Source organism: Streptococcus sp. SV2, from assembly GCF_030440175.1.
GTDB classification, from domain to species: domain Bacteria; phylum Bacillota; class Bacilli; order Lactobacillales; family Streptococcaceae; genus Streptococcus; species Streptococcus raffinosi.
In genome coordinates, this window is sequence record NZ_JAQFJQ010000006.1 from 55,364 (window position 1) to 80,689 (window position 25,326).

Annotated in this window: 27 protein-coding genes; 7 read left to right on the top strand and 20 right to left on the bottom strand. The window is 39.2% G+C overall.

The window, feature by feature from the left end; all coding sequences use genetic code 11:
- Positions 1 to 32: 32 nt before the first annotated feature.
- The 9 genes from queE to PCY14_RS04965 all read right to left on the bottom strand — a co-directional run bounded on the left by queE (position 33) and on the right by PCY14_RS04965 (position 8,619).
- Positions 33 to 749, bottom strand: a complete 717-nt coding sequence (gene queE, locus PCY14_RS04925; protein ID WP_021151790.1) for a 7-carboxy-7-deazaguanine synthase QueE — start codon at positions 747 to 749, stop codon at positions 33 to 35.
- Positions 742 to 1,185 (bottom strand): 6-carboxytetrahydropterin synthase QueD, encoded by a 444-nt coding sequence (queD, locus tag PCY14_RS04930; RefSeq protein ID WP_021151789.1) that lies wholly within the window; start codon positions 1,183 to 1,185, stop codon positions 742 to 744. Before queD ends, queE begins: the two co-directional genes overlap by 8 nt.
- Positions 1,185 to 1,838 (bottom strand): 7-cyano-7-deazaguanine synthase QueC, encoded by a 654-nt coding sequence (gene queC / locus PCY14_RS04935; RefSeq protein ID WP_008534792.1) that lies wholly within the window; start codon positions 1,836 to 1,838, stop codon positions 1,185 to 1,187. The genes queD and queC overlap by 1 nt, the downstream gene beginning before the upstream one ends.
- Positions 1,839 to 2,010: 172 nt before the next feature.
- On the bottom strand, positions 2,011 to 2,391 hold the full coding sequence (locus PCY14_RS04940) for a RidA family protein (protein WP_060933767.1): 381 nt from the start codon (positions 2,389 to 2,391) through the stop codon (positions 2,011 to 2,013).
- A 111-nt stretch (positions 2,392 to 2,502) separates the two neighbouring features.
- Positions 2,503 to 2,910: a hypothetical protein gene (locus tag PCY14_RS04945; protein ID WP_060933766.1), complete on the bottom strand. Its 408-nt coding sequence runs from the start codon at positions 2,908 to 2,910 to the stop codon at positions 2,503 to 2,505.
- Between the two features lie 25 nt (positions 2,911 to 2,935).
- Entirely contained in the window at positions 2,936 to 4,282 is a 1,347-nt protein-coding gene (gene asnS, locus PCY14_RS04950) for an asparagine--tRNA ligase (RefSeq protein ID WP_021151786.1), read from the bottom strand.
- A gap of 38 nt (positions 4,283 to 4,320) precedes the next feature.
- Entirely contained in the window at positions 4,321 to 5,502 is a 1,182-nt protein-coding gene (locus PCY14_RS04955; RefSeq protein ID WP_293919538.1) for a pyridoxal phosphate-dependent aminotransferase, read from the bottom strand.
- Between the two features lie 2 nt (positions 5,503 to 5,504).
- Positions 5,505 to 5,987, bottom strand: a complete 483-nt coding sequence (locus PCY14_RS04960; RefSeq protein WP_021151783.1) for a DUF5590 domain-containing protein — start codon at positions 5,985 to 5,987, stop codon at positions 5,505 to 5,507.
- 145 nt (positions 5,988 to 6,132) lie between these two features.
- Positions 6,133 to 8,619, bottom strand: coding sequence for a bifunctional DnaQ family exonuclease/ATP-dependent helicase (locus PCY14_RS04965; RefSeq protein ID WP_301363219.1), 2,487 nt, complete (start codon positions 8,617 to 8,619; stop codon positions 6,133 to 6,135).
- Between the two features lie 95 nt (positions 8,620 to 8,714).
- On the opposite strand from PCY14_RS04965, the gene PCY14_RS04970 reads away from it, so the two are divergent.
- The gene (locus tag PCY14_RS04970) at positions 8,715 to 9,350 is read left to right on the top strand and encodes an MBL fold metallo-hydrolase (protein ID WP_021145232.1); all 636 of its coding nucleotides are present in this window, start codon (positions 8,715 to 8,717) and stop codon (positions 9,348 to 9,350) included.
- A gap of 104 nt (positions 9,351 to 9,454) precedes the next feature.
- On the opposite strand, the gene PCY14_RS04975 is transcribed toward PCY14_RS04970, so the two are convergent.
- The 8 genes from PCY14_RS04975 to PCY14_RS05010 form a co-directional block, all read right to left on the bottom strand.
- The gene (locus PCY14_RS04975; protein ID WP_021145231.1) at positions 9,455 to 10,411 is read right to left on the bottom strand and encodes an ABC transporter permease; all 957 of its coding nucleotides are present in this window, start codon (positions 10,409 to 10,411) and stop codon (positions 9,455 to 9,457) included.
- Between the two features lies 1 nt (position 10,412).
- The gene (locus PCY14_RS04980; RefSeq protein WP_293922215.1) at positions 10,413 to 11,480 is read right to left on the bottom strand and encodes an ABC transporter permease; all 1,068 of its coding nucleotides are present in this window, start codon (positions 11,478 to 11,480) and stop codon (positions 10,413 to 10,415) included.
- Entirely contained in the window at positions 11,473 to 13,011 is a 1,539-nt protein-coding gene (locus tag PCY14_RS04985; protein ID WP_293922213.1) for an ABC transporter ATP-binding protein, read from the bottom strand. The genes PCY14_RS04980 and PCY14_RS04985 overlap by 8 nt, the downstream gene beginning before the upstream one ends.
- Positions 13,012 to 13,124: 113 nt before the next feature.
- Complete coding sequence (locus PCY14_RS04990) at positions 13,125 to 14,189, bottom strand: BMP family protein (RefSeq protein ID WP_204322919.1); 1,065 nt, start codon at positions 14,187 to 14,189, stop codon at positions 13,125 to 13,127.
- Between the two features lie 68 nt (positions 14,190 to 14,257).
- Positions 14,258 to 14,656 (bottom strand): cytidine deaminase, encoded by a 399-nt coding sequence (locus PCY14_RS04995; RefSeq protein WP_164376445.1) that lies wholly within the window; start codon positions 14,654 to 14,656, stop codon positions 14,258 to 14,260.
- Positions 14,643 to 15,305 (bottom strand): deoxyribose-phosphate aldolase, encoded by a 663-nt coding sequence (gene deoC / locus PCY14_RS05000; RefSeq protein WP_164376446.1) that lies wholly within the window; start codon positions 15,303 to 15,305, stop codon positions 14,643 to 14,645. Before deoC ends, PCY14_RS04995 begins: the two co-directional genes overlap by 14 nt.
- A gap of 33 nt (positions 15,306 to 15,338) precedes the next feature.
- Positions 15,339 to 16,616 (bottom strand): pyrimidine-nucleoside phosphorylase, encoded by a 1,278-nt coding sequence (locus tag PCY14_RS05005; protein ID WP_060933760.1) that lies wholly within the window; start codon positions 16,614 to 16,616, stop codon positions 15,339 to 15,341.
- Entirely contained in the window at positions 16,613 to 17,203 is a 591-nt protein-coding gene (locus tag PCY14_RS05010) for a class I SAM-dependent methyltransferase (protein WP_164376447.1), read from the bottom strand. Before PCY14_RS05010 ends, PCY14_RS05005 begins: the two co-directional genes overlap by 4 nt.
- Before the next feature lie 110 nt (positions 17,204 to 17,313).
- On the opposite strand from PCY14_RS05010, the gene coaA reads away from it, so the two are divergent.
- Both coaA and rpsT read left to right on the top strand, forming a co-directional pair.
- On the top strand, positions 17,314 to 18,234 hold the full coding sequence (coaA, locus tag PCY14_RS05015) for a type I pantothenate kinase (protein WP_060933758.1): 921 nt from the start codon (positions 17,314 to 17,316) through the stop codon (positions 18,232 to 18,234).
- Between the two features lie 68 nt (positions 18,235 to 18,302).
- Positions 18,303 to 18,539: a 30S ribosomal protein S20 gene (gene rpsT / locus PCY14_RS05020; RefSeq protein ID WP_003093369.1), complete on the top strand. Its 237-nt coding sequence runs from the start codon at positions 18,303 to 18,305 to the stop codon at positions 18,537 to 18,539.
- A 96-nt stretch (positions 18,540 to 18,635) separates the two neighbouring features.
- On the opposite strand, the gene PCY14_RS05025 is transcribed toward rpsT, so the two are convergent.
- The 3 genes from PCY14_RS05025 to PCY14_RS05035 form a co-directional block, all read right to left on the bottom strand.
- On the bottom strand, positions 18,636 to 20,051 hold the full coding sequence (locus PCY14_RS05025; protein WP_164376449.1) for a HAMP domain-containing sensor histidine kinase: 1,416 nt from the start codon (positions 20,049 to 20,051) through the stop codon (positions 18,636 to 18,638).
- Positions 20,041 to 20,715, bottom strand: a complete 675-nt coding sequence (locus PCY14_RS05030) for a response regulator transcription factor (RefSeq protein ID WP_164376450.1) — start codon at positions 20,713 to 20,715, stop codon at positions 20,041 to 20,043. The genes PCY14_RS05025 and PCY14_RS05030 overlap by 11 nt, the downstream gene beginning before the upstream one ends.
- A 195-nt stretch (positions 20,716 to 20,910) precedes the next feature.
- Complete coding sequence (locus PCY14_RS05035) at positions 20,911 to 22,581, bottom strand: formate--tetrahydrofolate ligase (RefSeq protein ID WP_293930941.1); 1,671 nt, start codon at positions 22,579 to 22,581, stop codon at positions 20,911 to 20,913.
- Between the two features lie 194 nt (positions 22,582 to 22,775).
- On the opposite strand from PCY14_RS05035, the gene PCY14_RS05040 reads away from it, so the two are divergent.
- From PCY14_RS05040 to PCY14_RS05055, 4 genes are all read left to right on the top strand, one after another.
- The gene (locus tag PCY14_RS05040; RefSeq protein WP_293931345.1) at positions 22,776 to 23,459 is read left to right on the top strand and encodes a phosphopantothenate--cysteine ligase; all 684 of its coding nucleotides are present in this window, start codon (positions 22,776 to 22,778) and stop codon (positions 23,457 to 23,459) included.
- The gene (gene coaC, locus PCY14_RS05045) at positions 23,452 to 23,997 is read left to right on the top strand and encodes a phosphopantothenoylcysteine decarboxylase (RefSeq protein WP_021151769.1); all 546 of its coding nucleotides are present in this window, start codon (positions 23,452 to 23,454) and stop codon (positions 23,995 to 23,997) included. Before PCY14_RS05040 ends, coaC begins: the two co-directional genes overlap by 8 nt.
- A 26-nt stretch (positions 23,998 to 24,023) precedes the next feature.
- Positions 24,024 to 24,596: an ECF transporter S component gene (locus PCY14_RS05050; RefSeq protein ID WP_021145209.1), complete on the top strand. Its 573-nt coding sequence runs from the start codon at positions 24,024 to 24,026 to the stop codon at positions 24,594 to 24,596.
- 66 nt (positions 24,597 to 24,662) lie between these two features.
- Entirely contained in the window at positions 24,663 to 25,223 is a 561-nt protein-coding gene (locus PCY14_RS05055; protein ID WP_164376454.1) for an ECF transporter S component, read from the top strand.
- Positions 25,224 to 25,326 lie beyond the last annotated feature (103 nt).

A 25,326-nucleotide genomic window follows, 5' to 3' on the forward strand; every position in this document is an offset into this window, starting at 1 on the left:
TTTGATGGTTATAGGATGTCCTTTCATCCTTCCTAGACACCACGCTCATTGTCGTAAAGTAGGGTATGCAGTTGAGGGAGGACACGGACGTTCCCCCACGAATCATCTGCAGCTACTGTCTCCCAGAGTTCTTTGAGGCGTTCTAGTTGGTGCTGGACAATATTTCCTTCTGCTTTGGGTTCAGGATTACCAGCTGAGAGAAACATCACATCTGGCTGATACCGTTCCTGAATCATTTTAGCAAAATCCAAGTCAGCATCGTCAAAAACGGGAACCTTGAAGGTCACTTTATCAGGATCAAGCTGAGAGACAATAAAATCAAGTGTTTCCAAATTGACTTCCATCTTTGATGATGGTGGTTTAGGGCTTAGAGTGACCTGATCAATATCTCTTAGCCACTCCTGCCAACGAGATCCTTGGGTTTCAACAGCCAAAGTTACGCCTCTCGCCTTGAGTTTTGAAACGAGTTCCGCCATATTGGCTGCTAAAAGCGCTGGATTTCCTCCAGATAGAGTAACATAGTCATAGGTACCGAGCGCATCCAAAGCTGCAATCACTTCATCAGCTGTCATACGAGTTGGCTTCTCTGAGCCATCCCAAGTGAAGGCTGAATCACACCAATCACAGTGGTAATCACACCCTGCTGTTCTCACAAACATGGTCTTTTGCCCGATGGCTCGACCTTCCCCTTGAAAGGTCGGTCCAAAAATTTCAAGTACTGGTAGTTTAAGTATGCGTTCCCTAGTCATCCAACCACTCCCGTCTAAACTCTGCAAAAGCTGTTGGCGTCTCATAAAGGCGGACATATTCCAAACGAAGTCCTCTTTTACCAGACAGATGTTGACTCGTCGTCTGAAAAATCCAGAAAACCATATTTTCCGCAGTCGTGTTCATATAAGGCAAAGTCTCATTGAGATAACGGTGATCCAGATGAGGTTCCAAATGATCCTTGTAAATGCTCTTAAGGTCACCAAAATCATAGGTCATGCCACACTCATCCAAATACCCACTGACTGCAATCTGGAGATGATAAGTATGACCATGAAGGGACTTGCATTTTCCTTCATAATGAAAGAGATGATGGGCAGCATCAAAAGTAAACTCTTTAGAAACCAATGTACGGTGAGGATTATAAACCAAAGACTCACCTGTTTCAGTCTTGATTTCTTTAGGTGCAAAAAACATTAAGCCTCTCCTCTTTCTGCAAGATATTTTTCAAGACCTCTTTGACGCAAATGACAGGCAGGACATTCCCCACATCCTGTACCTATGATACCGTTATAGCAAGTCAGCGTTTTTTCACGAACATAGTCAAAAGCTCCCAGTTGGTCAGCCAACGCCCAAGTCTCAGCCTTATCCAACCACATGAGTGGCGTTTGGATGACAAAATCATAGGCCATTGCAAGGTTAAGTGTGACATTAAGTGATTTGACAAAGACATCACGACAGTCCGGATAACCAGAAAAGTCAGTCTCACAAACACCTGTCACAATATCAGTAATCCCACGTTGCTTAGCCAACACAGCAGCGAAAGAAAGGAAAAGATGATTACGCCCGTCCACAAAGGTATTAGGCACTTCACCTTCTTCAGACTCAATCTCGATATCAGATGTTAAGGCATTTTCAGTAATTTGTCCAAGCAAGGACATATCCAAAACATGGTGTTTAAGACCTTGTTCTTTTGCAATCTCTTTAGCTACTTCAATTTCCAAGCTATGACGTTGCCCGTAAGCAAAAGTAACTAGTTCAACAGTTTCATAATGTTTTAAAGCCCAAAATAGGCAGGTTGTAGAGTCTTGACCGCCACTAAAGACGACCAAAGCAGATTGACGATTCATAATATTCCTCTTTATCTCTGATGTTTGAGACACATAAAAAGCTCCCTAGAGGGAGCCAAAAAACGCCATTACTGGTTTTTTTTAGCGATGGTGTCTCCCAAACATCGAATATTTATTTCAGCTATAGTTTATCACAGTTGAGCCAAAAAGAAAAGAGCCAAGGCTCTCTTCATTAATCAATCTCAGCAATAACTTCGATTTCAATTTTAACGTCTTTTGGCAAGCGTGCCACTTCAACTGCTGAACGAGCAGGGAAGTCAGCTTTAAATGCAGTTGCATAAACTTCGTTAAATGGAACGAAATCGTTAATGTCACTTAGGAAGCATGTTGTTTTGACAACATGATCAAAATCTGTTCCAGCTTCCACCAAAATGGCACCAACATTTTTTAGCACTTGTTCTGTTTGTTCTTGAATGGTTTCACCAATGATTTCACCTGTTTCTGGTGACAATGGTACTTGACCAGAAGCAAACAAAAGATTTCCTACGATTTTACCTTGAACATAAGGACCGATTGCTGCGGGTGCTTTATCAGTATGAATAGTTTTTGCCATGATAATTTTTCTCCTTTGTCTAATATGCTGTTATTATAGCAAAATATTCTGAAAATTGAAACAGATATTTTCAAAAAGAAAAGAATTAGCTCAAGACTAATCCTTCTCTTATTATTTCAGATACTTTTTGACATAGTCATAGTAATCTGGCTTTTCTTTTTTATTGAGCGCAAAGAGCATTTGGCCTTTCACGGGCTCTTTGTCATCATTGGGTTGCAAAAAGAGGGCTGTCTCTTTTGATTTTGTGGGGAAAAATACAGTATAACTGGTTTCATTTCCCTGGTCTTTCAACTTAAGAGAATAATAAGTAAAACCATCTTTAGCTTTAGGACCATTCAAAGTATAGTCATAGTCCTGCTTACCAATCGTTACTTTATCTTTCTTAAAAATGATCTTATAATCTTTTTTCAGAGCGTCCTGAGCTTTCCACTCACCTTGTAAAGAGGGAGCAGATTTGCTACAAGCAACCATTAAAACCAAACAAAGTAAGGCTGACAAGCCAAGTAACCATCTTTTCATACACCTGCACTCCTAGAAAATTGACTTATGGTTTGATACGGTGCAACATACGTGGGAATGGAATAGCTTCACGAATGTGTTTCGTACCAGCTACAAAGGTAACCATACGTTCAATACCAATACCAAAACCACCGTGAGGTACTGAACCGTATTTACGAAGGTCAAGGTAGAATTCGTATTCTGTGCGATCCATACCGAGTTCATCCATCTTAGCAACAAGCGCATCGTAGTCATCCTCACGCATTGAACCACCGATGATTTCTCCGTAACCTTCAGGTGCCAAAAGATCGGCACAAAGAACACGCTCAGGATTACCAGGAACTGGTTTCATGTAGAATGCCTTGAAACTTGCTGGATAGTTAACAACGAATGTTGGAACACCAAAATAGTTAGAAATCCAAGTTTCATGTGGTGAACCAAAGTCATCCCCATGTTCAAGATGCTCGTAGTCTGTATCTTCGTCATTTTCATGTGCTTGAAGAAGGTCGATTGCTTCATCATAAGACACACGCTTGAAAGGCTCAGCAATGTATTTCTTAAGAAGATCGACATCACGTTCAAGAATTTCAAGAGCTTGTGGTGCACGGTCAATAACGCCTTGAATAAGAGCTTTGACATATGCTTCTTGCAAATCAAGCGACTCATCATGTGATAAGAATGAATACTCAGCATCCATCATCCAAAACTCAGTCAAATGACGACGTGTTTTTGATTTTTCAGCACGGAAAACAGGACCAAAGTCAAAGACACGACCAAGAGCCATAGCACCAGCTTCAAGATAAAGCTGACCAGATTGGCTCAAGAAAGCAGGTGTTCCAAAGTAGTCTGTCTCAAACAATTCTGTTGAATCTTCGGCAGCGTTACCAGACAAGATTGGACTATCAAATTTGATGAAGCCATTTTTATCAAAGAAATCATAAGTTGCATAGATAATGGCATTACGAATTTGTTGGATAGCCATTTGCTTACGTGAACGCAACCAAAGGTGACGATTATCCATCAAGAAGTCTGTACCGTGTTCTTTGGGTGTGATTGGATAATCTTCAGATTTACCAATAACTTCCACTGCTGTTACATCAAGCTCATAACCAAATTTAGAGCGCTCATCTTCTTTGACCACACCTGTCACATAGACAGATGTTTCTTGACTAAGGTGTTTGACAACATTAAATTTTTCAGTACCTTCTTCTTCACCGTATTTTTCGATAAAGTTAGGTTTGAAAACGACAGCTTGGAAGAAAGCAGTCCCATCACGCAACTGAAGAAAGGCCAATTTCCCTTTTCCAGATTTGTTAGCTACCCAGGCACCAATAGTGATTTCTTCACCAACATGTTTAGGCACATCAATAATTGAAACTAATTGTTTAGACATGTAAATTACTTCTCTTTTCTGTTGATCTATATTAAAATTTATTTTTCCATAAATGCTTTGATTCGGCCAACAGCCTCTTTCAAAGTATCTAGGTCTGTAGCATAGCTGAGACGAATATTTTCAGGAGCACCAAATCCTGCTCCAGTTACCAATGCGACTTCAGCCTCTTCAAGGATAGCATTGGTAAAATCATTGACATCTGTATATCCTTTGATTTCCATAGCCTTTTTAACATTAGGGAAGAGGTAGAAGGCACCTTGAGGTTTGATAACTTCAAATCCAGGCACTTCAGCTAAGAGTGGGTAGATGGTATTCAAACGTTCTTCAAAAGCTTGACGCATTTCTTCGATAGAAGTTTGATCTCCTGTCAAAGCCTCAATAGCAGCGTATTGAGAAACGGCTGTAAGATTAGAGGTTGTTTGACTGATGACCTTAGCCATACCTGCAATAATCTCTGGATCACCAACAGCAAAACCAACACGCCAACCTGTCATGGCATAAGTCTTTGAAACACCATTGATGACAATAGTTTGATTACGAATGGCATCAGAAAGACTTGAAATCGGTGTGAAACTATTGCCATTGTATACCAAGCGACCATAGATATCATCAGCTAAAATCAAAATATCATGCTCAACTGCCCAATCGCCAATTGCTTGTAATTCTTCCTTGCTATAAATCATTCCGGTTGGATTTGATGGCGAATTAAGCAAGACCACTTTCGTTTTTTCAGTGCGAGCTGCCTCAAGCTGTTCTACTGTAGCTTTAAAGTGATTTGCTTCAGTCGTTTGGAAAGTGACCGGAACACCTTCAACCATTTTCACTTGATCTACATAAGAAACCCAACAAGGCGTTGGAATGATTACTTCGTCACCAGGATTGATAACAGTAGCAAAGAAAGCGTACAAAATAAACTTAGCACCCGTTCCGACTACAACTTCATTTGGTTTTACAGAATAACCATAGAATTTGTCCATATAGCTACCGATAGCTTCTTTGAGTTCTGGGAGACCAGAGGCTACGGTATAAAAACTTGCTTTACCACTTTCGATAGAGGCAATAGCAGCTTTCTGAATATTCTTTGGAGTAACGAAATCTGGCTCTCCAAGTGTCAAACTCAAGATATCACGTCCTTGAGCTTTTAGGGCTTTAGCACGCGCACTGGCTGCTAAAGTAACACTTTCACCCATTTCTAATACACGATTTGATAATTTTGTCATTTTTATAGTCCTTCCACTTTAATAACCTGACCCGAGATAAAATCGACCAGAAAATACTTGGTTCCTGACTTCACTTCCCAAATAGGAGTTTTCTTATACTTTCCTAAATGCACATAAGATATCTTCTTAGCACCATACGCCTTGGCAGCTTTCTCTGCTACCGACTTACTAATACCATCAGACTGCTTGTAAATATCAACCACACCTGAATCTTTACTGACAATGAGGGCAAGCTTTTCACCTTTACTCGTTTTACCAAGAAGACCATAATAAGTCTCCAGACCATGGTAGATATCAAATTCAGAAACAGTCCTAATATCCGCCTTACTCTCAGCTATGGCAATCACTTGCTTTTCAGCATCAATATAGGGCTTTGTCGCTACAATCAGTAAAGCTGTCATAGAGGCAATTAAGGTCGCAACGATTGTAATTATTCCCAAAATAATCTGTTGCTTTTTCGCCAAAGCTGATCGTTGTTTACGCATAATTTCTCCTAAAAAAGTTTCTGAAATTATTATATCAGAAAATGATAAATCTTTACATAGCTATGTCGCTAGTAATGGATATTTAACGTCATCTTTTTAGGTCTGAGAAACTCTTTCATCTTAAAATTTGATTGATATTATATAGCTAACTTTCCTTTTGCAGAAATGTCTGGATATCTTCATTGAATATCTTAAATTTAGTTCGTTCAAGCGAAATCTCTTGAGATACTTCTTTCAAAAATAGCTTCCCATAGCTCTTGACTAGGGGGCGGTTGTCTAAAAGAAGTATAGCTGAACGCTGATCCGGACGTCTTTGCGAACGCCCAATAGCCTGTTTAAAACGCAAAATTGTCATAGGAAGACTGTAGCTATTAAAAGTATGCTTTCCTTGTTTAGAAAACCACGACTCCAATTTTTGATAGAATGGATCTTTAGGATTGTCAAATGGAAGACGTGCGATGACCTCAATAACCCTATCTTGTTGAGCAAAATCAACACCTTCCCAGAAAGAACCCATTCCAAGAAGCATATTAGTCTCACCTCTATCAAAACGTTTTTTGACGTTAAAAGCCGTACCGTTCTTTTCTTGAGTGAGGTGATGTACTTCCTGTAAATCCAGCAAATCTGAGACAGCTAACATGCTTTTTCGAGATGTGAATAAGACTAATATAGGATATTCCGTTTTAGTCAACTTCTGAAGACGTTTTGCGACAGCTTTATCATAGTCTTCTTCAGATACAACACCAATCATAGGCATGCTTTGATCAATCCAAATTGCCTGACTGAGAAGGTTGTCCATTGGAAGACTAACCTTATGCACCTGATTTAGCCCTAATAAATCTGCCACATCAACTTCAGGACCAATATCAATGGTTGCTGAGACAATCAACACCTTCTGAGCACTCGGAAGATAGGCAGACAGTTTCAAAAGTTCCTGACGTGAAGCCTTTAGATAAGACACCCGATGTTCCTGATAGTAGTCAGTTTCAAGCCAAAAATGGCTGTAAAGGGGTGTTTGCAATGGAGATAACATTTCCACCAAACCGCTTTCCCCTTCAAGTTCAGTTATGGTCTGAAGCAAACAATCTAATTGCTGACGATTATACTGTTTTTGTGGGAATTGTTGGTGTTCCTGAATCAAATGACTAATTTCAAACTGCAAATTTTCAAGTAAACGCTGTTGCAGTAAGGATGGGTTACCATGATCAAGAATACGATGGATCTGTTGCAAAAGACTTGTTAAATTCACTTGGTAACGAGAAAATTGTTCTAAAGCCAGAACCATCTTTTGCCCCTCATCAATGACAAGCGTTTTCCCTCTGACAAAATCATGGTCATCCTCCATACGGGTTAAGAGATAGGCATGATTAGTGACAACAACTTTAGCCTCTTGAGCCTTTTGATAGGACTGTTGCCAAAAATCGTAATCCCTAAAAAGACTATCTGCCTTTAACTTACCATCATGTTTAATCTCATCAAAATAAGCCATGTAGCGTTGCTTCTGTCTTATCTCGTCAAGATCACCAGTCTCCGTCTCTGTCAACCAAACCAAAAGTTGCATCTTATAGCGATTGACCAAACGATTACTATCCTGACGTAGTAAGGTTTGATAAAAGGCATCCAACTTAATATAATTCTGCGGTCCCTTAAGGCTGTGAAAATTAATATTAAAGATTTCAGCTAAACTTTTAGCTTCTTGACTCATAATTTGATTCTGAAGAAGCTTGGTCGGAACAGCTACAACGACTTTATCTACATTTGCTTGTGCCAAAATGGGAAGAAGATAGCCATATGTTTTCCCAATTCCTGTCTGAGCTTGAATCATGGAAATGTCAGTATTATCCAGTTCTTTTCTGACCGCCTCAGCAAATTTTTCTTGCTTATGTCTTGTTTCCAAACCTAGGAGTGCAATATTGGTTTCAAAATCTTGAGATAATTTGCGTTCGTTCTTATAAGTCAATGGCTTTCGAAGGACAATACCAGACTCCTCAAGCATGATATACTCTTTCGCAAGTTCATGCTTTTGTCCTCTTATGGCATCACGAATGACTAACTCAGACTCAAAAAGCAAATTATCAGAAAAGGTCAAGAGTAAATCAATGGTTTGTCTAGGTAAACTAGCTATTTTATCCATTAAATGAAAAAGAAGTTGACCTGTAGCCCTTGCATCCTCAATAGCAGTATGGGCTTGAGCTAAGTCAAGATTTAAGACCTTAGATAAATGAGAGAGTTTATAGTGTTCCAATGTCGGATAAAAAACCTGAGCCAACTCAACTGTATCAACACGGGGTGTCCTTAATTCATAGCCCTCCATGAAAAGAGCTTCTGAGAGTAGGTTGGCATCAAATTTGACATTATGGGCAACAAAAATACAATCTTCAATTAAGTCAAAAATCGTGCGAGCGATTTCTGAGAAATCTGGTGCCTGAGCTAACTGCTGATCTGTAATACCCGTCAAATGAATAATATGATCATCGAGTTTTTGGTGCGGGTTCACATCACTTGCAAATTCGTCAATCACCTGACCATTTTGCATGATGACAATTCCCACCTGTATAATACTAGCCATTGACGAGGCAGATGTTGCTTCCAAATCAACAATGGCATATTTATTGGTGTTTTTTTCACTCATAGTGACCTTATTATAGCATATCCAAAACACCAAAAAAAGACAAAGTCTTTATTCCAACAATGGAAAAAGCCTAAAAATCGTGTTACACTAGTCCTATGAAAATAAAACGAATTTTAAACCCTGTTGCTCAGGAGAATACCTATATTTTAGAAAACGATACAGCTTGTTTAGTCATTGATCCAGGAAGTGATACTTCTAAAATCTTGACAGAGCTTGAAGTTATTTCCAAACCCATCGCAGCTATCCTTTTGACCCACACGCATTACGATCACATTATGAGTGTTGAAGCTATCCGTCAAGCGCATAAGCATCCTCCTGTTTATGTCGCTGAGGCTGAAAAAGACTGGTTGATGAATCCTGTTGATAATTTATCTGGTCTTCCACGTCATGATGATATGGAGGATGTGATTGTCAATCCTGCTGACTACTACTTTGATTTCACCAAGGACTATAACATTAGCGACTTTTATTTTAAAGTTGTTCCAACTCCTGGACATTCTATTGGCGGTGTTTCCTTTATCTTTGACAAGGAAGAGACTATTTTTTCTGGTGACGCCCTCTTTAAAGAAACAGTTGGGCGATGGGACCTTCCAACAGGTAACCACGACCAGTTACTCTCTAGCATTCAAAAGCAACTCTTCACTCTTCCTAATCACTATCGCGTTTTCCCAGGTCATGGATGGGACACCACTATCGGTCACGAAAAAGTCTTTAACCCACATTTTTCATAAAAAGATAGGCTCATCACTGCCGTTCTCACTTTGGCAATGTTGGGCTTTTTGAGTATAGAAAAAGAAGACCCTTAGGCCTTCTCATCTGAGACTCTTTAGCGAGCTTATTTAGATTTAATATAGTTAACACCATCTGCTTTAGGTGCAACGGCTTTACCGAAGAATGCAGCCAAAACAATAATTGTCAAGATATATGGTGCAATTTGCAAATAGACGTTTGGTACATGTGAAATAAAAGGCAACTGTTTTCCAATGATTGCCAATGATTGTGACAATCCAAAGAACAAACTTGAGAGCATAGCACCAATTGGGCTCCAACGACCGAAAATCATGGCAGCCAAGGCGATGAAACCAGGACCTGCAATCGTTGTAATGGCAAAGTTGTTAGAGATTGATTGTGCATAAACCGCACCACCAACACCACCAAGGAAACCTGAAATCATAACGCCATAGTAACGCATACGGTAGACGTTAATCCCAAGTGTATCTGCTGCCTGTGGGTGTTCTCCGACTGAACGAAGACGCAAACCAAAGCGAGTCTTAAAGATAAGCCACCATGATGCTACCGAAACCAAGATGGCTGCATAAGCAATCAAGGAAACATTCGTGAAGAAAATCTTACCCAAAAGAGGAATGTGACTCAAGATTGGGAAAGATACAGTTTTAAAGTTATGACTGATAGCTGGTGTTTGACCTGCACCAAAGAGAACACGTGTTAAAAAGACTGCCAAAGAAGGTGCAATAAGGTTCAACACTGTACCAGAGACAACATGGTCCGCACGGAAGTTAATTGTCGCAACAGCGTGAAGCAAGGAATAAAGAAGCCCAATAAGTCCTGCTACCAAGGCCGCAATCCAAGGTGTTGCATTGCCAAAACTATCCGCAAAATTTAAGTTAAAGAGAACACCTGCAAAGGCACCGATTACCATGATTCCTTCAAGGCCGACGTTTACGATACCACCTCGTTCAGAGAAAGTACCACCGATACTTGTGAAAATCAGTGGCGCTGAATACTTCAGCATAGAGGCAACGATTAAGGCTAAGATTGTAATAAAGTCCATATTAGTTTTGTCCTCCTTTAGCTTTCACTGTTTTATGACGAGGGCGAATCCAATATTTAATAATATAGTTGGCACCAACGAAGAAGATAATCAAGGCTGACACAACATCAATAATTTCTGATGGTACACCAATCATACCAGTCTTTCCAACAGACAAGACACCATAAAGAAGAGCCGCAAATGGAATACCAATAGGTGAATTTGTTGCTAAGAGGGCAACGGCCATACCATTCCAACCGATAGCCAATGAAGAATTTTGGACAAAGGCATTTTGGAAAGTTCCAAGTCCTTCAACTGTTCCTCCAAGGCCACAGAGTGCACCTGAAATAATCATAGACATGATAATAACACGTTTTGATGACATTCCGGCATACTCAGACGCATGTGGGTTAAGACCAACTGCTGTAATTTCAAACCCTGTCGTTGTTTTTTTGAGCATGAACCAAACTAGGAATACAGCTGCGATAGCAAGAAAGAAGCCAATATTGAAACGTGACCCATCCGTTAGTGAAGATAGGAAATCTGTTTGGTAACTTGCGGAAGCTACCACCTTGTTAGAAGCTTCAGATGAACGCAACATATCAGCTGTAAAACCAAAACGAACAATGTTGTTAGCAACATACAAAATGATGTAGTTCATCATGATGGTGACGATAACTTCACTAGTTCCTAGGTAGGCACGTAGAATACCTGGAATGGCACCAGCAATACCACCGGCAACTAGACCAATGATAACAGTACAAACAATAGAAACAACCTTAGGTAACTCAGGGAAGGATAGTGCAAACCATACGGCAGAAGTCCAACCAGCTAAAGCCTGTCCTGGCAAACCAACGTTGAAAAATCCCGCCTTAGATGCCACAGAGAAACCAAGTGCAATCAGAATCAATGGACTCATGGCACGCAGAATTTCACCAATATTTTTTAAAGAGCCAAAGGCCGTTGAGAAAAGATCGTAGTAAGCCCAGAATGGATCGTAACCAAAGATTAACATCAAAATGGCACCAACTAACATTCCCAAGAGGACAGCAATTAGTGGAACTGCCCAATTTTGTGTTTTTTTAGACATTTGCTTCCTCCTTATTCAATTGTCCACCAGCCATAAGAATACCAAGATCTTGCTTATTGGTTTCAGCAGGGTCTAAGATACCTTGAATTGCACCATCATAGATAACGGCAATTTGGTCTGACATATCAAGAATTTCATCCAATTCAAAGCTGACAACAATGACAGCCTTCCCTTTATCACGTTCTGCAATAATACGTTTACGGATGTACTCAATGGCACCAACATCAAGACCACGAGTTGGTTGACTGACAATAAGGAGATCCGGATTACGGTCAATTTCACGAGCGATAACTGCTTTTTGTTGGTTACCACCTGACAAATCACCACCAGCAATTAATTCTCCAGCACCACGAACATCAAATTCTTTCATCAATTCACGAGCTTTTGCGTTTATGACATTATAATTCAAAATACCGTTCTTAGAATTAGGCTCCTTGTAATAAGTTTGGAGAGCAATATTTTCAGCAACTGTCATCTCAAGAATCATACCATCACGATGACGATCTTCAGGAATATGACCGACACTTAGCTCTGTAATCTGACGTGTGGTCTTATGAATGATAGATTCACCCTTAATAGTGATGTCACCAGATTTAACTTTACGAAGTCCCGTAATCGCTTGGACAAGTTCTGTCTGACCATTGCCATCAATACCAGCGATACCAATTATCTCACCAGCACGCACATCTAAAGATAAGTTTTTTACAGCTGGAATGCCTCGATTTTCATTAACCACCAAATTCTTAATAGAAAGAACCACTTCTTTAGGATTTGAAGGAATTTTTTCTGTCTTGAAGGAAACATGACGACCAACCATCATTTCAGCCAAATCAGCGTTTGTAGAACCTTCGATAGTTACTGTATCAATTGACTTACCACGTCTAATAACCGTAACACGATCAGAAACAGCACGAATCTCATCCAACTTATGGGTGATAAGGATAATAGACTTACCTTCCTTAACCAGGGTTTTCATGATGTTTAGAAGTTCCGTTATTTCAGAAGGTGTCAAAACAGCTGTGGGCTCATCGAAAATCAAAATATCAGCTCCACGGTACAAGGTTTTGAGGATTTCAACACGTTGTTGGGCACCAACAGAGATGTCTGCAATCTTAGCGGAAGGATCAACCGCCAAACCATATCGTTGAGACAATTCCGTAATTTCCTTTACAGCCTTCTTCATATCAAGAACACCACCGGCTTTGGTCACTTCACTACCTAAAATGATGTTTTCAGCAACTGTAAAAGCTTCAACCAACATAAAGTGCTGGTGAACCATCCCAATCCCCAATTTCGTTGCTTTAGACGGTGAATCAATCGTCACGGCTTGTCCATTTACTTTGATTGTTCCACTTGTAGGTTGTAGAAGGCCTGCAAGCATATTCATCAAGGTTGACTTACCCGCACCATTTTCACCGAGGAGGGCATGGATTTCTCCTGGTCTCACATCAAGATTGATGTGATCATTTGCGACAAATTCACCAAATTTTTTGGTAATATCGTGCATCTCAATGACATTTGGCTTTGTCATACAATCTCCTCTCAAGAATAATTATTATATCAGCAAAGGAAATCATAGACTGCTTCCCTTTGCTGAGACAAAAATTGTCCCAGTTTAAAGTCTAAGTAAGTGTACTTAACTTATTATTTGCTAAGACCATCAGTTGGTTTCAATTCACCATTCTTGATTTGATCTTTAGCTTTTACGACTGCATCTTTGATATCTGAAGGGAGATTAGATGTTACGATGTCGACACCACCATCTTTGATACCATAAGTCTTAGTAGTACCACCTTCAAATTTTTTGCCTTTAACTTGAGCGTTGGCAATGTCTTTAACGACTGTACCAACTTGTTTGATTGTTGAAGTCAAGACGAAGTTAGATTTCTTCTTGTCTGAAGATGTATAGTTACCTTCTGCTGATTGGTCACGGTCAACACCGATTACCCAAACTTTCTTATCGCTATCAGCGCTAAGTTTTTCGTTAACATCCTTAGCTGCTGTGAAGACACCTGTACCAGTTCCACCAGCTGCTTGATAGATAACGTCTACGCCAGAAGCGTACATTGTTGAAGCAATAGTTGAACCTTTAGCCGCATCAGAAAATGACTCAGCGTATTGAACTTGAACGTCAATATCAGGTTTTACAGATTTAGCTCCTGCAGTGAAACCAGCTTCGAAACGTGTAATTGTGTCAGATGTTTGACCACCGATAAAACCAACTTTGTTTGTTTTTGATTGCATTGCTGCGGCAATACCTGCAAGGTAAGCTCCTTCGTTATCGGCAAACAATACGCTTTCAACGTTCTTTTGGTCTTTAACCACGTCATCGATGATAACGTAATTAATTTTCTTGTTATCTTTAGCTGATTCTGAAACAGCATCGTGAAGTGCAAAACCAACACCAAAGATAAGATTGTAGTTTTGGTCTACAGCTGATGACATGTTTGTTGCAAAATCAGACTCTGAGTTTGATTGGAAATAAGTGAAACCTGAATCTTTTTCAAGTTTGTTAGCTTTCCCCCAAGCTTGAAGACCTTCCCATGCTGATTGGTTAAATGATTTATCATCAACACCACCAGTATCTGTAACAATTGCAGCTTTAACTTTCGAATCAGCTGCTGAGCCACCTCGTCCACCACGAGCACAAGCTGCAAGACCAAGTGCCGCTACAGCAACAAGGCCAAGTCCGATAATTTTCTTGTTCAATTTCATCTTGAACACTCCTCCTATAACTTGCAAGATAACTTGCTTAATAAAGAATAAAATAATTCAGACTATTGTAAGTCTGTAAAAGAGTATGGTAACAACTCTCCGACTGTCATCTCGACTGTCGATTTATCTTCAGCGATAAGAATCACTTTAGAATCTGATTTAAAAAATTCCACCATCACTTGACGACAAGCTCCACAGGGTGAGATAGGATCTTTTGTATCTCCATATACCGCTAGACACGTAAAATCCCGATGTCCTTCAGAAACGGCCTTAAAAATAGCTGTTCTTTCTGCACAGTTGGTTAAACCAAATGATGCATTTTCAATATTACACCCTTGAAAAACTTTTCCCTCTTTGGTTAGCAATGCTGCTCCAACTCTAAACTGAGAGTAGGGAACATAGGCGTTTTCTGCTGCTAAAAGAGCTGCTTCTATCACCTGAGCTATTTTAGTAGCATTCATGACTTTCTTGCCCTTTCATAATAGCAACACCTGATGACGTTCCAATACGGGTAGCACCAGCTTTGATAAAGGCTTGTGCTGCTTCAAGTGTACGAGCCCCACCTGATGCCTTAACACCCATGTCAGGACCAACAGTCTTACGCATGAGCGCAATGTCTTCAATAGTAGCACCACCGGTAGAAAACCCTGTAGAGGTCTTAACAAAGTCAGCACCAGCACTCTTAGCTAATTGACATGCCTTAACCTTTTCGTCATCTGTTAAAAGACAAGTTTCAATAATAACCTTAACAAGCTTTGTACCGCTAGACTCTACCACAGCTTTAATGTCATCTTCAACTAATTTAAAATTGCCAGACTTAAGAGCACCGATATTGATAACCATATCAATCTCATCAGCCCCGTTAGCAATAGCATCTTTAGCCTCAAAGGCCTTGACCGTAGATGTTGATGCTCCAAGCGGAAATCCTATTACCGTACAAACCTTAACTGAACTATCTTTAAGAAAGTTGGCAGCAGTCTTCACCCATGTTGGATTGACGCAAACACTTGCAAATTGATATCCCTTAGCCTCATCAATTAAGGCATGAATCTGTTCTTCATTAGCATCTGCTTTTAATAAAGTATGGTCAATATAGCTATTAACAGGCATAAATAAGCTCCTTAATTAAGTTTAGATGAAGACCTAGGAAATGATTTTTAATATTTCTGTCGGTTTTTTACACACTTTATCAATAATAACATTTTTTTTGAATTCAGTCAGCAATTTTTTATTTAAATTTTCTTGACTATAAACCTTAGCAACAAGGTCTCCTTGAACCACAGAATCACCGACTTTCTTTTCAAAAACAATTCCAGTTTCGTAATTAAGACTATCCGTTTTTGTAGCACGACCGGCACCTAATTGCATAGCAAATTTCCCGAAAGCCATCGCTGGTAGTTCTTCAATATAGCCAGCTTCATCTGCAAAAATCTCAGTCACAACTGGGGCACTACTTTGGCGATAAAGATCTTGCAAATCTCCCCCTTGAGCTTGGATAAGCTCTTCAAACTTAGCAAGGGCTTGTCCTCCGACTAAATGGTGACGAATATCTTCTTGGCTAACGTCAACTTGGGCTAATGTCAATAATATCTCAGCCAATTCACAGATAAAATCAGTAATATCTTCACGCCCCTTACCTTGCATAATTTCAAGGGCTTCGGTTATTTCCAAACGGTTACCTATGGCCTTGCCTAGAGGCTGACTCATATCAGTAATAACAGCAATTGTTTCACGATTGACTTCACGACCTAATGCCACCATGGTCTCAGACAACTTTTCGGCATCGGACATATTTTTCATGAAAGCACCTTGACCAACGGTAACATCCAGTAAAATCTTATCCGCACCTGCTGCAATTTTTTTAGACATGACAGAACTTGCGATAAGAGGAATGGAATCAACCGTAGCAGTCACATCACGAAGAGCATAAAGCAACTTATCAGCCTTAACGAGGTGTTCTGACTGACCAATCAGTGAAATACCAATTGCTTTAACCTGCTCAATAAATTCTTCCTTGGTACGCTCAACCTGATAACCCTTGATAGACTCTAACTTATCAATGGTACCTCCCGTATGACCCAGACCACGACCACTCATCTTAGCAACCGGTACACCAAAACTCGCTACAAGTGGCATGAGAATAATAGTGACCTTGTCACCAACACCACCGGTCGAATGCTTATCAACCTTAATTCCTGGAATCTCTGACAAATCATACTGCTCACCAGAAACCACCATTTCCGTGGTTAAATCATGGATTTCACGAATAGACATACCCTGATAGTAAATAGCCATCGCTAAGGCGGCTATTTGATAGTCTGGAATAGCACCAGAGACGTAGCCATTGATGAGATAGGTAATCTCCTCAGTGCTTAATTCTCCACCATCTCTTTTCTTCTCGATTAAATCAACTGTTCTCATATTTTCTCACTTCTCAGGATATAATATCCCTTATCTTTTTTTACCACTTCAGCATTACCAAAAACATCTTCCATCTTAGCCTTTGCTGAAGGAGCTCCTTGTTTTTTCTGAATGACAATAGTCAAAGTACCACCTTGATTAAGATGATTATAAGCTTCTTCAATCACTTGATGAACAACCTTCTTACCGGCACGAATAGGTGGATTCGAAATAACATAATCGAATTTTCCAGTAACACTTTCATAGATATTAGATTGGAAAATATCTGCGTCAACCTTGTTTCGTTCGGCGTTTTGTTTAGCCAAATCAATCGCCCTACTATTGATGTCAATCATAGTGACTTTGACACCTTGAACTTTGGCTAGACTAATCCCAAGTGGTCCATAACCACATCCCACATCCAGAAGTGTTTTTCCATCCTCTAAATCCAGTGAATTTAAGAGCACTTGACTTCCGAAATCAATCATCTTTTTTGAAAAAACCCCAGCATCCGTATAAAACTGGAAACTTTCCCCTAGCAAATTTACCTTTAAATCATGAATATCGTGAGCCGCATCTGGCGTCTCAGCATAGTACATTTTTGACATAATGTGTCCTTCTAATTGTAGTTTTTTTCTATTTTATCAGAAATAGAATCCTAACGCTAGTTATATGATAGGGCTTACATTTTCTTGCTTTTTCTGCTATAATGAGACTTATGCTAAATGAATTTATCAATTTTGAGACGATTTCTCGCAAAGAATGGCAACGTCTCCACCAAGAGGCTAACGCTCCCTTGACTGCTGAAGAACTTGATTCCATTCGAAGCCTAAACGATAAGATCGATGTTCAGGAAGTCAGTGATATTTATCTCCCCCTTATCAATCTCATTCGCATTTACCAAAAAACTGCCAACGATTTAACCTTCTCGAAAAGTATTTTTTTGCAAAAAACTCAGACTAACCGTCCATTTATTATTGGTGTTTCGGGTTCGGTTGCTGTCGGCAAATCAACCACCAGTCGTTTGCTCCAACTCTTGTTGCAAAGGACTTTTCCGCAATCTAAGGTCGAACTCGTCACAACTGATGGCTTTCTCTATCCTAACCAAGTTTTAATTGACAAGGGAATCCTTGATCGTAAAGGTTTCCCCGAATCTTATGATATGCCATTACTGCTCAATTTTTTAGACATTATAAAAAATGGTGGGGATGTCGAAATTCCTGTCTATTCTCATGAGATCTACGATATTGTACCAGGGCTAACACAAGAGATTAAGCAACCTAATTTTTTAATCGTCGAAGGAATCAATGTTTTCCAAAACCCTCTCAACCAACGTCTCTATATGACAGACTACTTTGACTTTTCCCTTTATATTGATGCTGGTGTCGATAATATTGAAACTTGGTACCTTGAGCGCTTCCAAACCCTTTTGGATCTCGCAAAGAATGATGAAAAAAACTATTACCATCGTTTCACCAAAATCAGAAAAGAAGACGCTTTAGCTCTAGCACAAAAGACCTGGCGAGATATAAACTTGGTTAATTTGGAAAATTATATCGAACCTACACGTAACCGTGCTGAACTCATTCTTCATAAAGGTGACAATCACAAAATTGACCTCATTCATTTAAAAAAATAGAAAAAGCTTGCCAAGGGACCTAAAATAACGTATAATAAGATAGTTAGATAAATTTGGAGGTGAAAACATTGGCAAATATTAAATCAGCTATCAAACGCGCTGAACTTAACGTTAAACAAAACGAAAAAAACTCAGCTCAAAAATCAGCTTTGCGTACTGCTATTAAAGCATTCAACGCTAACCCAACTGAAGAAGCTTTCCGCGCTGCATCAGCAAGCATCGATAAAGCCGCTTCAAAAGGTTTGATTCATAAAAACAAAGCAAGCCGCGATAAATCACGTCTTGCAGCTAAATTGGCTAACTAATCTAAAGCTCCATAAGGAGTTTTTTTAGTGCCTAGAAATCATAAAAAACAACAACCCCTGCTAGCTTTTATGCTAGCAGGGGTTTTCTTCATGCAATTATACTCCAGTAATTTTAACTTCAAAAATAGTCCCTTTAGGTTGATTATCCTTCACAGTAATCGTTCCCTTAAGTGCAACTACAATTTGTTGTGCTAAGGATAAGCCTAGTCCAAAGCCACCTTTTTGTCTGGTTCTGGCCTTGTCCACCCGATAAAATCGATCGAAGATTTTTTTCTTATCTGCATCTGAGATACCAGGACCATTATCCGCAACAGAGATATAAAGATGACGATCATTTGTGCGAACGGTAAAGGTCACCTGTCCATCATCTTCCGTATATTTAACAGCATTGTCAAATAAAATCGTCATCAACTGTTTCAACAAGGTTTTATCAGTCTGAATAGGACGAATAACTTGATTTCGAGCAGTAAAGCCCTTCTCACTTTCTTCAGCAATCATCGCATAATTAGCAAAAACAGTATCAAAGAAAGCTGGATCTATCGTTTCAATCTCTGGCTTAATTCCATCATCACGACGGGCCAAATTCAAAAGATTTGTTGTCAAAAGACGCATATTACGTACTTCATCTAGACTTGATGCAATATTCTCCGAATTGTCTAAAATTGTACTCTCTGGCTTACGGAAAAGAACTTCAAGACGGTTTTGAATGACTGCAAGAGGCGTTCTTAACTCGTGACTAGCATTTTCAACAAAGGCCTTCTGCTTTTCCAAACTTTCTTGGATAGGACGTCTTGACCATTTGGCCAGATACATACTTGCTGCTACAGACAACAGCCAGAAGAAACTCATCATAATGATGATTAGCTTAACGTAACGTTCAGTCGCTTCCTCCAACTGAGTCGTGTTAATTGCAATAACAACATACTTAGCATTAGGATATAGTCTATTATCTACCTTTTCAGTAATCAAACGATACTTTTCCGTTTGATTAAAGTAGTTCTGAGCACTGCCTTGACTAATAATATCAAGGTTACTTCTATCTATTGAGAGGTTGGTTAAGCTAGAAAATTTATCAAAAGCGTTTAAGACCTTGCCATTCTTATCAAGAACAAGAACGCTTGTATTAGCTGCAACAGATAAATCATGAGGAGCATCTTCCATCTTGGATTTTTTTGGTTTAGATTCTTGGTTGCTATCACTAGATTTAGGTGGCTCTGACGACCCTTTGGTATCATATGCCTGATATATAGTCGTCGTATTGTTTTGATCTACCTCAGAAGCCACAAAGAGTTCTCGTTTCAACATTTCCATTTCCAAATAAGAATTTGATTTGGTTGCTGCAATTTTTAAACTAGAATCGACATTAGAGTAAACACCATAACTCAAAATTTGCAATATCATGACAGTCATGATGAGGAAAATACCAGAAAAAGTCGCAAAGAAATGGATAAAAGTCTTAAAACCGTCTGACTTGATTCTCCTTAAGAGATAATTGAAAAACTTAGTCAGCATTCTTCAAAATATACCCCACGCTTCTCAAAGTTTGAAGGTTAGTCGCAAAGTCAGTCCCCTTCAATTTCTTACGAATTTTTGAAACATAAACCTCAACAACAGAGACGGTAGTATCACTATCAAATCCCCAGAGACGGTCAAAAATTTGTGACTTAGGTAGGATGACATTTTGATTTTGTAGGAAGTAAACCAGCAAATCAAACTCTTTACCTAGAAGTTCCACTTCTTTGTCTCCCACGAAAGTTGAATTCGTAGAAAGATTAACACGGACATCCCCAAAAGAGAGGGTGTTTTGGTCAAATTTACCAGAGCGTTTCAAAAGTGCTTGAATACGCATTTTTAGCTCTTCCAAATAGAAAGGTTTGGTAAGGTAATCATCAGCGCCAAGCTCAAAACCGTGCCCCTTATCATCAAGACTTTCCTTAGCAGTCATAATGAGAACAGGTGTTGTGACTCCTTTTTCACGTAACTCTTTCAAGACCGTAAAACCGTCTTTTTCAGGTAACATAAGGTCTAAAAGAATTAAATCATAAACCCCACTTTCAGCCTCATAAAGGCCTTCATCGCCATCAAAAACTTGCATAACATCAGCGAAGTCATCTAAAAAATCAAAAACTGAGTTTGACAAACTCAAATCATCTTCAACTAGTAATATTTTAATCATAGTTATCTCCCTTACTAGGTGCAAAACCTAGTCATATATCTCTCTAAGTCTTCCCATTATATCGAAAATACACTTAATCTTCTAGTGCTTTATTTTCTTTCGTTAAGACTCAGTTTATCTTATCTTCCTTAAGTTTTTCATAAATAGAGCAAAAAAACAGCACCAACTGGCACTGTTTCCAAGAAATATTTGTTATTAGAACAAACCAATCGCTGTTCCGTCTTCAGCAACATCCATCTTGAGGGCTGCTGGGGCTTTTGGCAAACCAGGCATGGTCATGACATTACCTGTAAGAGCTACGATAAAGCCGGCACCAGTCTTAGGAATGAACTCACGAATCGTGATATCGAAGCCTTCTGGAGCCCCAAGTAAGAATTGATTATCAGAGAAGCTGTATTGTGTTTTAGCCATACATACTGGCAATTTGTCCCAACCAAATTCTGCAAATTGTTTGAGTTGGGTTTTAGCTTTTTTCTCAAATACAACTGATTTACCACCATAGATTTCAGTAACAATCTTAGTAATCTTTTCTTCCAAGCTGTCATCATCCGAATAGAGACGTTTGTAATCAGCATTGCCATTTTCAACAGCATCTACTACTGCATTAGCAAGGTCAATACCACCATCAGCTCCATTAGCCCAAATACTAGCCAATTCAACAGGAACATTGATTTCTGCACAAAGTTCTTTGAGGGCTGCAATCTCAGCTTCTGTGTCAGCAACAAACTCGTTAATAGCAACAACAGCTGGAATTCCGAATTTACGAACATTTTCAACGTGGCGTTTCAAGTTAGCAAAACCATCACGAACGGCTTGAACGTTTTCTTCAGAAAGGTCAGTTTTAGCGACACCACCATGCATCTTAAGGGCACGAAGGGTAGCAACGATAACAACGGCATCAGGTGTCGTTGGAAGGTTTGGCGTTTTAATATCAAGGAATTTTTCAGCACCAAGATCCGCACCAAAACCAGCTTCAGTAATTGTATAGTCGGCCAAGCGAAGCGCTGTAGATGTTGCAAGAACTGAGTTACATCCATGAGCAATATTGGCAAATGGACCACCGTGAACAAAGGCAGGTGTACCATAAATCGTTTGAACTAAGTTAGGTTTGATGGCATCTTTAAGAATAAGAGTCAATGCCCCTTCAATTTCAAGGTCACGTACATAAACAGGCGTACGGTCATAACGGTAAGCAACTACAATGTTTGCCAAGCGTTCTTTAAGATCTTTAATATCCGTAGCCAAGCAAAGAATCGCCATGATTTCAGAAGCAACAGTAATATCAAAACCATCTTCACGTGGAATACCATTAAGCGGTCCACCAAGACCAACTGTTACATGACGAAGAGCACGGTCATTAAGATCAACGACACGTTTCCAAATAATACGGCGTTGGTCAATGCCAAGTGCATTTCCTTGGTGAATATGATTGTCAAGAAGTGCTGATAAGGCGTTATTGGCTGTAGTGATAGCATGCATATCACCTGTGAAGTGGAGGTTAATATCTTCCATAGGAAGCACTTGAGCGTAACCACCACCAGCAGCACCACCTTTGATACCCATAACTGGACCAAGAGATGGTTCACGAAGGGCAATCATGGTTTTCTTACCGATTTTATTAAGAGCATCTGCAAGACCGATTGACATGGTTGATTTACCCTCACCTGCTGGTGTTGGGTTAATAGCTGTAACCAAAATCAATTTTCCTGGTTTATTATCTTTGACTGCATTGATTTTATCAAAAGACAATTTTGCCTTGTATTTTCCGTAGAGTTCCAAATCGTCAAAGCCGATTCCAACTTTTTCAACTACTTCTGTGATTGGTTTTAATTCTACACTTTGAGCAATTTCGATATCTGATTTCATGAGACACTCCTCTATATTTTTCTTAGCTTCTATTATAACAAATAGATAGAAAAAACGCATTATTTTTAAGTGAATAGTTTTTATTGTTCGGTTTTTAAAAAATTATGGATTGTTATAACTTTATTTTATATGGTAAACATCCAAGAATACTTACTTTTATTTACAAAAACACCGATTTTTAGTACAATACTACTATGAAAATATTGATTACATCGGGTGGTACTACTGAAAAAATTGATTCCGTACGAGGAATCACAAACCATTCAACAGGACACCTTGGTAAAAAAATCGCTGAATTATTTTTAGCTAAAGGTCACCAAGTAACCTTAGTAACAACCAAAGCTGCGGTTAAACCAGAACCAAAAGAAAATCTAAAGATTACTGAAATTACCAACGTAGAGAGTCTTCTTGAAACCATGGAACCTCTCGTTAAAGAACACGACGTTCTCATCCATAGCATGGCAGTCTCAGACTACACCCCTGTTTATATGACTAATTTTAATGAGTTGGAAAATAGTGAGGACTTTACAGAGTTTCTAAACAAGTCTAACTCTGAAAGTAAAATTTCATCCGCTTCAGATTATCAGGTTCTTTTTCTCAAGAAGACACCAAAGATTATTAGTCTTATCAAACAATGGAATCCCAATATTCTATTAGTTGGTTTCAAACTTCTCGTAAATGTCAGCAAGGAGGAACTTTTTGAGGTTGCTCGTACCAGTCTTAAACGTAATCAGGCTGACCTGATTGTAGCAAATGATTTAAGTGACATTTCAGCTAATCAACATATCGCTTATCTGGTTGATGAACAAAGTCAAGAGAAAGTGTCAACAAAATCTGAGATTGCTCAAGCCTTATATGAAAGGATATGTCATGACTAAACGTATCATTCTGGCTGTGTCAGGATCAATTTCTGCCTATAAAGCAGCTGATTTAACAAGCAGATTAAAGAAAAAAAGCTATGACGTTAACGTCATTATGACTGAAGCTGCTCAAGCCTTTATCACCCCTCTGACACTTCAAGTTCTCTCGAAGAACCCTGTTCACACTGATGTCATGGAGGAAAAATTAGCTGACCGTATCAATCATATTGACCTAGGTAAGGAAGCTGACCTCTTTATTGTTGCTCCAGCTTCAGCCAATACTATTGCTAAGTTAGCTAACGGGATGGCTGATAACATGCTGACTGCTACTGCTTTAGCACTACCCAGCACCACCCCAAAACTAATTTCACCAGCAATGAATACTAAAATGTATGACAATCCATTGACTAGGAAAAATTTAGATACTTTGCATGACCTTGGCTACCAAGAAATTCTTCCTAAGTCTGGTGTACTCGCCTGTGGAGATACGGGACGTGGTGCTTTGGCTGATATTGATGTCATTCTTGAAGCAATTGACTCTAAGCTAATAAATTAACTTTCTACAAACAATAGGAGATGAAGATGAATAAGAAAAGTAAGGCAAACCAAACGGCGCAGTTGGCACTCTTGATAGCTACAATGGTGGTCATTGAAGTGCTCAGTCAAACTATTTTCGCTGCTTTTGTACTCCCCATCAAACCAACCCTAACACATATTCCAGTGATTATTGCTAGTATCGTCTATGGCCCCAAAATTGGAGCCTATTTAGGTGGTTTCATGGGACTTATGAGTATCGTCCGTAACACAGTGATCTACACAGTGAGCAGCTACCTTTTTAGTCCCTTTGTTGAAGGTGGAACTTGGGCATCTGCTGTTATTGCTATTGTTCCTCGTGTATTAATCGGTATCTTACCGTATTTTGTTTACAAGATACTTCAAAACCGCTTAGGCTTGACACTTTCTGGAGTCATTGGAGCCTTTACAAATACCTTTTTCGTACTCTTGGGTATCTACTTTTTAATTCCTAATTTCTACTCACAGGGTGGCAAAACCTTAATGGCAACCATTTTTACAACCAACTCGATTGCCGAAATGGTTATTGCTGGACTTTTGACAGTAAGTATCACTCCTATGCTTCTACGATTGAAAAAGTAAATTATTTAATCTATGGATAGTGCTGAAAATCAGATACTATTCTACAAACTCGTAAGGAAAATTTTTATGAAAAAATCAACCGCTATTGCACGAATTGCCATCTTTTTTGCAGTGATGCTCACCATTCATTTTGTGACGTCTTTCATTCTCGAATTTGTTCCGTCTGGGATTCAACCGACCTTGGTTCATATTCCTGTTGTTATCGCTTCCGTCATTTATGGACCTAGGATTGGAGCCATTTTGGGACTCCTAATGGGACTCTTTAGTGTGACCATGAATACATTGGTCTTGACACCAGCAAGTTTCCTCTTTAGTCCCTTTGTCTCACATGGAAACCTCTATTCCCTCATTATTGCACTGGTTCCACGTATTTTAATTGGAGTGACTCCTTACTTCGTCTATTGCTGGCTACACAATCGTACTGGTTTGGTAACAGCTGCTATTGTCGGATCTATGACCAATACCATTTTTGTTCTATTAGGAATTTACATCTTCTTCGGCAACATCTATGGTGGCAGCTTTCAACATTTTCTTGCTTTGATTTTGACAACAAACTCTCTTATTGAAGTCATTGCTACAGTTCTTGTCACAACTGCAGCCGTTCCAACGCTTGAAAGATTAAAATAATTAGTTAGGTCGAGACTGATATGTCTTGGCTCTTTTATTTTCATTTACATTTCAGATACCATTTTCTTTTTAAAAAGATTTACAATTATCGCTAGAATTTTCT